This window comes from Phocaeicola coprophilus DSM 18228 = JCM 13818 (assembly GCF_000157915.1).
Classification (GTDB): domain Bacteria; phylum Bacteroidota; class Bacteroidia; order Bacteroidales; family Bacteroidaceae; genus Phocaeicola; species Phocaeicola coprophilus.
In genome coordinates, this window is the sequence record NZ_EQ973647.1 from 103,106 (window position 1) to 110,776 (window position 7,671).

Below are 7,671 nucleotides of genomic sequence, written 5' to 3' on the forward strand. Positions count from 1 at the left end.
ATTTTACAAATATTCATACTTATAAACCTTAATGAACATCTTATAAATTCTTAAAAAAGAAACTACTTCTTTATTTTAAATGCACGCAATATTTTTCCTCCCCACCAACGTAAACGAAACAGACAAACTCCCCAATAAGGCGAAATATACAGATGAATTGGAAAGTGAACTTTTGAAACTTCCTTTGTCCAATTATATACTTTCTTTCTTAAAGCAACTAAAGATAAGTTCTTTTCCAATTCCTCATATCGATCTATATATAAATCACTTGCAACAGTTTCTAATGTCCAATAATACATCATAATCCCCCTATATAAATAATAGGAAGTCAATCTTTTATCTTCTACTTTATATGCATATTCATAGAATACATTACAAAGAGCAAAAGAATTAGCTAGATTACTGATACGTGGAGTAGATATAATAGAATTTTCACGTTGTCTATACGCATAGAATTGGATAGGAAGATAACCACATCGATAATTCTTACTAAAAAATTTAATTGCAAAATCTATATCCTCTTGAAATTTCCGATTTTCATCAAAACGCAAACAGCCAATAGCTGATTTACGAAACATAAAAAGCCAAGAAAAAAATCTACCGTTTATTACAAACTTCATCATCTCATAAGAACTCAATATTTGATTCTTCAAATTTAAGTTTTCTTCCGGCAAATCAGGAGTATATAATTGTTTTCCCTTTGCATCTACATTTACAAACTCTCCTCTTACAACATCTAAATTTTGTGATTCTGCCTTTTTTACCAATAAAAATAAAATATCTTTATCTATCCAAAAATCATCAGAATCTAAAAATATAATATATTCACCCAAAGCTCTATCTATTCCATAATTGCGTGCAGACGATAAACCTCCATTAGGCTTATGATAAACTCTGATACGAGAGTCTGTCGAGGCTATTTCATCACATAACTTTCCTGATGAATCTTTACTTCCATCATCAATTAATAAAATTTCAAAATCTTTAATGCTTTGCATCAATACGCTTTTCACACATTCTTTCAAATATTTTTCTACATTATATACTGGAATAATTATAGAAAGACTAGGCATAAGATTGAGTTAAATAAAAACTAATTACACACATAAGAAAATAAATCATCCCACTTATTCATCACATTGTCTATTGAAAATACACTAGTTGAAGATAAAGCATTTTTACCCATTTGCTTTCTTACATCCTCCGAATTCATTAGATATTGTAATTTCATACAATAATCCTCCACATTGTTATCTTTTATCAGAAAACCATTATATCCATCTTTTATCAAATCACGAGGTCCATTTTCACAATCATAAGCAATAACAGGCAATCCACAAGAAAATGACTCCAGTATAACCATACCGAAACTCTCTACTCTTGACGTAAAGGCAGATATGGAAGCATTCATTAATAATGCTGGAATATTATTAGACTTTTTAATGATATCAACCCTATCTTGTAATTTCATTTTTTCTATCATTTCCATAAGAACGTTTATATTATCCCCATCTCCTACCAAAATTAACTTCCAATCAGGATAATTAAAAGCTAAACGCGACCATATATGCAATAAACGATCCTGTCCTTTCAAATAATCTATCCGTCCAACCATTATAATATGTTTTTTTCGGGATCGTTTAAAATCAACACTTAAACCGTCGAAAGAAAGAGGATTAGGAATGTAAAAAGAATGGAATTTACATTTCAGAAAATTATTTGCATCAGTTTTTGATAATGCTACTATTGCATTATACTGACGAAACAACTTCATTTTCAAATAAAAAATTAGTTGCTTCTTAACTTTACATATAAATTTTGATTCAAATTTTCCCAAACGCATCTTCAACGTTATATGATTAACACCTATTATAGGAATACCTCCTGCAACTGATGATAAAAAATAACAATCTATTCCCTGCATCATACTAACTATGACATCAGGTTTTTCCTCTTTTATAGCAACTTGAAATAATTCTTTAGCCTGATTTAAATATCTTAAGAAACTAATACCAGGTATTCTATCTATTATTTTCTTTCTAACACCTACCTTTATATTTCTTATAAATACATTACTATCTAATGGATAAAAAGAAATTTGCTCATCTGCATCCCAAGTAATAATGCAAACCTCATATTTTTTTACTTTTGACCAATAATTAGCTTGCACAGAAAGTACACGTTCTATCCCTCCTGACAGATTCATATTTTGGGTTACTAATATTATCTTCATCTACAAATATTTTAGTCAAAACAATCAATAGCTAAAAAAATTAACGCTCCAACTTTTAGGTTAGTAATATTAATCTTTATCCAATGCCATCCTCAAAAAGCTTTCTGATTCATTTCTAATTTTTTGCAATCTATCATTTACTAAAGTATAATCAATCGTTACATTTAATATTTCATCAGAATCTATTGAACATAAACGCTCTCTTATACCCAAAAAAGTCAACAACGATAAGGCACGTTCATTCATATGTTTTCCACAACTAATTGTATTAAAGTTCTTTTCAAATAAAATAGATAAGGCTGTTCCATGAAAAGAAGTAGTTACTATATAGGTTGCATTCTTTATATAGCCTAAAAATTTTTCAGGAGATAATGTTTGTTTTAATTTTTTATTTTTAACCGCATTAGTAGATGAAGTTATTTCTACCAGTTTCAAATTCATTTTTTCCGCTAATTGTGTAGCATATTCAGACACAGATTTATCATTTTCAAATTGAAATAATAATAAATAAGGATACCTGCAATCCACCGTAGCTGCAAGTTGTTCAAAAATAGATTTTCCTATTAATAGTACAGGATCTAATACTACCGGAACATCGGTATAAAATTGTTTCTTAAAAAAAGTTTGCAAAAAACTTTCTCTTACGCTTACTGCCGAAAATGAATCTAATACAGATTTGAAAGATAAAATATTTTCCGTCTTTAAATTCTGTTCATATCCTGCACTTGCAGCATAAGCAATCAATTTCTTCCCTTTTACAGCAACACAATCTCCCCAAAAAACTTTATCAACTCCATTAGTTAATCGAGTATTCCAAATCTGATCACTTCCAAAAACAAAAGTATCAAAATCGTTCCGGTTATCACTTAAATTTAAATCATATAGATTCAATCTTTTTTTAACAAAAGAATTAAACGCCCTATATCTTTTCCACCGAATAGGTACAACAAGACATGCATAAAACCAATTTTTAATCAATTGCTTTATTGAAAGATTACAATTATAAGAAAATAGAAATATTCTATATGGCTTTATCAAATAATATGGCTTATAATCAATCACATAAACATCATGACCCATTTTTTTTAAAAATTCTTTTAATGCATAAGCCTGCAATACAGCACCATAATTAATGGCACAATGAAATGTTAATATACCTATTTTCATTATCGAAAAAGTTTATGTTTAGCACTACGCAATAACTGAAACAAACGATAACTAAAACTTAAATTACCATATTTTTTACCAATATATATAAATCCTCTATTAGCATAATCCTCTTCAAACTGCTCTCTTAAGGGGTGTATTATTGAAGAAAACTGTAAATTATGCTGTAAACAATTCTTCACCTCTGTTTGTATAAATTCAATTCTATTTTCAATTTCAGCAAATAGATTCTTTCCTTTTAGAGTATTTATTAACAACAAAGAAACTCCTTTATTATCCACATTAAAATCTATACCAGTTCTTTCAATCCCCCAAAAATCAGCAATAGTTAAATCAGAAGGACGATTTAAATTAGTGAAATAACAATTTCCACAAGAATTACGAAGCATTATATTTAAATAAAATAAATCTCTATAAGTAGTTCGTATAACCGTCTTATTTGAAAATGTAAAAGTTTCAAAATGACTATTCCATCCTCCCCTTGATTTATCCCTAAAGTTGACAGATTTTGCTTTCTCACCTATTTTTCGCTCTACATACTCCAAATAATCACGCCAAATATAAGGGGCAGGTACACCATGACAAACCAAATCTATAACAAATAGTTTTTCGACATTAACTCTAAACTTTTTTAAATAAGACTGCAACCCTGATGTCTGACAAGGAGTCCCTGAAAAAAGTACATATAAATCTTGCTTTAAATCATCCTTAACCTGAAAAAAAACAGTATTCAAATCGCTTTGTACATATTTACTTCCTTTAAATTCATTACGTTGCTGTTTCGTCGTAGCTCGTTTATGTATAGCCCGAAAATGGTCGGTATATCCTACACCATACACGACACCACCTCGTTCTAAAATCCAATCGGACAAAGCAATAAAAGCAGCTCCACTTTGACTTGTTTCTATTTCGGATATATCTTTATGACGAACGGCATAAACTTCTGGAACTAAAAAATCTGACTTTTCATAATGTGGATTAAAAGCACATACATCCTCACAAAGTCCACAATCAACACATTTATCCCTATTAATAACTGGATAAAGAAAGCCTAGTCCATCCGGTTGCATAGTTATTGCCTGCTTAGGGCAAATACTCGCACATGCCGTACAACCACAACATTGGGATTTATCTATTAAAGTAAGCATATTTTATTTTTAATAACTATTAAGATTTTAGTCTTTATAAAATCTCTTTCATGCGAGGTACATCCTATCCAATAAACAGAACTGATTGTACAAAACACAGACAATAAGGACACTACAAAAAAACGTAAAAAACCATCCTGCATTTGCCACATAAAAAGAAGCGGAAGCAACAAGGCAGCAGAGGTAACCACAACTACATTAGCACATACTTTGTATAAATAACGACGGACGGGAAGTCCAACCATTCTACGCAAGAATAAAAGACGCAATAACAGACAACAAACGGCTACAACCAATGCCACAATTAAAACAGACTCGGGAAGAAAACCAACTTTAAGACATAAATAAGAAAGAGGGAAATTCATCAGCAACATTCCACCCACAGCTATCTGGTAGTTACGAATGTTACCAGTAGCAGTCTGAAGATTAATCAATGTATTAGATAAAACATCGCACATAGTAACCAACAGAACTAAACGCACAAAATTAACTGTATGTTCCGGATAGTTTTTCAACCATAAAGAAAGAATAAACTCGGTTTCGAACAATACAGGTAAGGCAAAAACCAATAAAATGTAATAAGAGAAACGAGATCCTCTCTCTACAAGAGAAAACATATAGGAGTAATCGCCTGCTGCATACGATTTGGTAATCTGAGGATTGAGAGCTGTCATAAAGTTACTGGCAAAAGAATACAACACATTATTGACAGAACCAGCAATAGCACGAGCAGCATTGATGACAGGACCTATAAAGAGATTCAGAAGGATATTGACTCCCTGTTCTTTCAACAGGCCTGCTGTACACCCTATAAAAGTCCAACCGGCAAAAGCACTCATGGTTTTCCATGTATCGCGATAAAACCGAAACTGTAAACGACATTCTTCAAAATGTCGCTTGCAATAAATCCAATAGACGGCTTGCATGGAAATCCCCAATACGACCAACAGCAATGAATAGACAATAAGCCGGTCGAAATGAAAGGGAGTATAGGCAATAAACAGAATAATAAATAAACGAAGAATAATATCTAATATTCCGATATAGGCAAAAGCTGTCATCCGCTCATGGGCTACAATGGAAGCATTATAGGGTACGCTGAACAAACCGAACATAAAAGCTACCAAAGAGGCTTGAAAAACCCAGTTGGCTGCATAAAGGCGATCGGCAGGAATGGTCATCTGAGTATTCAGGAACCAGACTCCCACACTTTCTGCCGCTAAAAACACAATACCTGCCAAAGCCAAGTGAATGCAAAGAGAGGTAGAAAAGACTTTCTTCAACTGTTCCATATCGCCTCGCCCTAACTCGAAAGTAAGAAAACGGCTTACAGAAGAAGACAAAGAAGAAGATATCATGGAAAACATGGCTACGAAGCCTCCTACCACATTGTATATACCATAGTCTTCTACCCCTAATGCCTGCAAAACTACACGAGAAGTATACAAGGATACCAGCATGCCAAAGAGCATGCGTACGTAAAGCATCAGGGTATTCTTGGCGATGCGTTTTGTATTTTCCTGTTGTGTAGTCATTTATTTACTGCTGATCAGGCGTTTCCAAAATGATGTCTTTCTTTTCTCTTCATTCCCCTGAAGCCCCTGTAAATAGCGTTCATAACTCCATCTATGGGTGACCATTTCGTAAACAGCTCCCCAGTCCGGTAGTCCGCCTACATTGCGATCGTCAATGAACAGGTCGGCTTTGAGTTTTCTGCAAGGAGTAGAGGGGGTTTCTTTAGTCTGTTCTTCCGGGTAGTTGCTGTTGACTGCATAGAATTCCAGACCTCTTTCCCGGCAGAATTCTACTGCCTCGTCCAGTAATTTACCTTCGCGTACGGTCCAGAGTATCAGTTGATGATGTTCTGCCTGTAATTGCTTGAGAGTTACAATGGCAAAAGGAATCTCTTTTCCGATATGTGGATATCGGTGTTCCACGATGGTTCCGTCAAAGTCTACGGCTATGATCATCTTTTAATAATTTTAGAGTTTGGAAATTGGCAGGAACGGATAGCGTTTGCAAATAGCTTGTTCATCAGCTATCAGTTTTTGTTGCTGCTCCGGCTGGGTATCGGCATATCGCTCTGCAATGGCCGTTATGATTTTATGAGTTTCCTGACACAGATTGTCTATTTCTTTTAGTTCTCCCGGCTGGAGCTTATAATATATCTTTTCACAGTATTTTCCGATCCCTTTTAGGATTAGTAACTGTACTTGAGCTGCATTCGATAATTCCTCTGTCAACATCCAGTATCGGGATTTCATGATCCATTGTTCCAGGCTTCGGGCCAAAACCATCAGGTCAAGACGGTTTTGGGGATAAAAAAAACATTGGGCAATATCCGACTGAAATGAAACGAATTCATCATTATATGTGAGGGTCTGGGATTCGTTTTGTGTTTCTTGTCGCTGGCGGATGTATTCGTCAACATTCTCAAAACTTTCTTTACTGATTCCTCCGATAGCTACGGTCATGTTGCCGACGGTAGTAACCAGACACTTGTCGCGGGCGATACGGATGCAATAACCTTCCATACCGGTCAGAACTCCGGATGTTATTTTAATTAGTGTATGGTTTGGGGAATAATAATCAAAGGAGTGGGGCATAAAGCGAATGTGATGAGGATTTATTTGGGAAAGCTGCATGAAAGGTTGCATGACGCGATCAGGAATAATCGCTGTTTTCTTGGTACTGCAATCCTTTACAAGATACAGATCAAATGCTATCTGGTTCAGATAGTTTTGTATTTCCCGGCTGTTTCCTTGAATGAAAATAAGACCTGATATGGTAGGCCGTTCTGTTTTCCTCACATGGCTTTTACCACGTTTGTATGCAATACTTTTATGAATGAATGTTTTGAATTTTAATATTAGTTTTTCATTAATAGTTTCTACTTTGGCATGATGGACAAAAAGATAACACCAAGAGTTGGTTGGGCTGTCTTGAGGACAAATCTTCTCTTCCGGACCTGGGTTTTGAGGCTCGTTCTGAACTTTGTCCTTAATGACTTTAGAAGAAGTATCTGTACTATACAGTGGCATCGAGACTTTTTCTAATTTATGTTTGGTTTGGTGCTTCGATTTCTTTTTATTGAACTCATATGCACCTCTCTTTTATAAATCC

At 33.9% G+C, this 7,671-nt stretch carries 7 protein-coding genes; all 7 read right to left on the reverse strand.

Annotation, left to right across the window (positions count from 1 at the left end):
• Nucleotides 1-62: 62 nt before the first annotated feature.
• Nucleotides 63-1,073, reverse strand: a complete 1,011-nt coding sequence (locus BACCOPRO_RS17275) for a glycosyltransferase family 2 protein (RefSeq protein WP_008144641.1) — start codon at nt 1,071-1,073, stop codon at nt 63-65.
• Between the two features lie 20 nt (nt 1,074-1,093).
• Nucleotides 1,094-2,233 (reverse strand): glycosyltransferase family 4 protein, encoded by a 1,140-nt coding sequence (locus tag BACCOPRO_RS14130; protein ID WP_008144643.1) that lies wholly within the window; start codon nt 2,231-2,233, stop codon nt 1,094-1,096.
• Nucleotides 2,234-2,302: 69 nt separating this feature from the next.
• Nucleotides 2,303-3,400, reverse strand: coding sequence for a polysaccharide pyruvyl transferase family protein (locus BACCOPRO_RS14135; RefSeq protein WP_008144645.1), 1,098 nt, complete (start codon nt 3,398-3,400; stop codon nt 2,303-2,305).
• Nucleotides 3,400-4,548, reverse strand: coding sequence for a Coenzyme F420 hydrogenase/dehydrogenase, beta subunit C-terminal domain (locus tag BACCOPRO_RS14140; RefSeq protein WP_040311545.1), 1,149 nt, complete (start codon nt 4,546-4,548; stop codon nt 3,400-3,402). The genes BACCOPRO_RS14135 and BACCOPRO_RS14140 overlap by 1 nt, the downstream gene beginning before the upstream one ends.
• The gene (locus tag BACCOPRO_RS14145; RefSeq protein WP_008144648.1) at nt 4,536-6,083 is read right to left on the reverse strand and encodes an oligosaccharide flippase family protein; all 1,548 of its coding nucleotides are present in this window, start codon (nt 6,081-6,083) and stop codon (nt 4,536-4,538) included. Before BACCOPRO_RS14145 ends, BACCOPRO_RS14140 begins: the two co-directional genes overlap by 13 nt.
• Nucleotides 6,084-6,518, reverse strand: coding sequence for a BT0820 family HAD-type phosphatase (locus BACCOPRO_RS14150; RefSeq protein WP_008144649.1), 435 nt, complete (start codon nt 6,516-6,518; stop codon nt 6,084-6,086).
• Nucleotides 6,519-6,530: 12 nt separating this feature from the next.
• A complete protein-coding gene (locus tag BACCOPRO_RS14155; RefSeq protein ID WP_155819200.1) occupies nt 6,531-7,358 on the reverse strand; it encodes a transcriptional regulator in 828 nt (275 codons plus the stop codon).
• Nucleotides 7,359-7,671 lie beyond the last annotated feature (313 nt).